The organism is Aeromicrobium sp. 636, from assembly GCF_024433585.1.
GTDB lineage: Bacteria > Actinomycetota > Actinomycetes > Propionibacteriales > Nocardioidaceae > Aeromicrobium > Aeromicrobium senzhongii.
Genome location: NZ_WNJU01000010.1, coordinates 1 through 1,454 on the forward strand (window position 1 = coordinate 1; position 1,454 = coordinate 1,454).

The 1,454-nt window shown below is 66.1% G+C and carries 1 protein-coding gene; it reads right to left on the minus strand.

Features of this window, described 5'->3' with window-relative positions; genetic code table 11:
- Window positions 1–1,321 (minus strand): right-handed parallel beta-helix repeat-containing protein (locus tag GL325_RS15525; RefSeq protein ID WP_255956238.1); only part of this gene is annotated, 1,321 nt, incomplete at its 3' end.
- Window positions 1,322–1,454 lie beyond the last annotated feature (133 nt).

The following is a 1,454-nucleotide window of genomic DNA, read 5'->3' on the forward strand; positions in this document are numbered from 1 at the left end:
GGTCTTGTCCGGTGGCGTTGCGGAAGGTGGTGAGGGTGGGGAAGGATTCGGTGCCTTTCTTGCCGTTGGCCCAGCAGGCGAAGCGTTCGGGGTTCTTGGGTGAGGTGCGGTGGTAGGCGTTGCCGTTGAGGGTGACGCCGAAGTCGTTGCCGGTCCATTTCTGGCGGAGGTCCTGGGTCAGGACGGGGCAGAAGTTGGTGCCGTAGGAGAAGACGTTGTTGTGGACGTTGATGTTGCGTGAGAGCCAGGGCAGGCCGTTGCGGTAGGCGGCGGTGGAGGTGTCGCGGTCGTCCTGCCAGACCGCGAGGGTGCGGGCGTTGGCGACCAGGACGTTGTTCCAGATGTCGATGTTGCTCGAGGAGTAGGACCAGATGCCGGTGCCGCGGTTGCCGGTGACGTGGTTGTCGGCGATGACGACGTTGTCGCTGATCTCGGCCATGATGCCGGTGGTGTCGTTGTCGCGGACGGTGTTGGCGACCACGGTCGCGCCCTTGACCGACTCGTCGAGCCAGATGCCGCTGGAGTTGATGTTGTCCCGGACCAGGTTCGCGCTGACGGTCACGCCGGTGCTGCGGCCGATCTTGATGCCGCCGGCGACCGGGGCGCCGTTGAAGTGCTCGGAGTTGTTGCCCGAGACGATCGACTCGGTCAGGACCATGTCCTTGGCGCCGGCGTGGCCAAAGCCGAGCATGCCGTTGTCGGTGATCGTCAGGCGCCGGAACCGGTGCCGGTCGTTCCACCCATACAGACCCACGGTGGCGTTCTCGGTGATCACCATGTTCTCCAGGGCCAGGTCGTGGACCTCGGCGGTCACCGCACCCATCAGGTGCAGGGTGTTGGCGTAACGGCGCACCCCGATGCCCCGCACGATCGTGCCCTCGCCCTGGATCTGCAGCGCCCGCTGCAACACGCTCGCGCGGACCTGCTTGCTGGTCGGGTCCGACCCGACCACCAGCCGCTTGGCGGCGGTGTCGACGAAGAACGTGCCGGGCTTGACCGCCGCGGCCGACCCGACCTCGGCCAGGCGCTGCCCACCGATCCAGACCTGGTCGGGGTGACCGGCCATCGGGTACTTCGGATCGACGAACCAGTCGGACTGATCAGCAGCACTGTTGAACGACACCCGCGAATCCAGATTGTGGTTCCACCCCGACACGAACCACGACGAACCCGACTTCTGCCACCCCGTCACCGGCACCGTCCCGTCGAGCCAGACCGCCTCACCCGGATACGGCTGGATCGTCACCTTCTTGTTGAACGGCACCCGCACCGACTCGTGATACGACCCACCCCGCAACACCAACGTCGACCCCGACTTCACCTTCGCCAACGCCGCACCCAACGACCCGAACGGATCAGACTGCGACCCCGAACCACCCGAGGAACCCGACGCCGCAACAAACACCGCACCCACCGGCACCACATACGACGCCGAACCCACCGGCAACGAACCG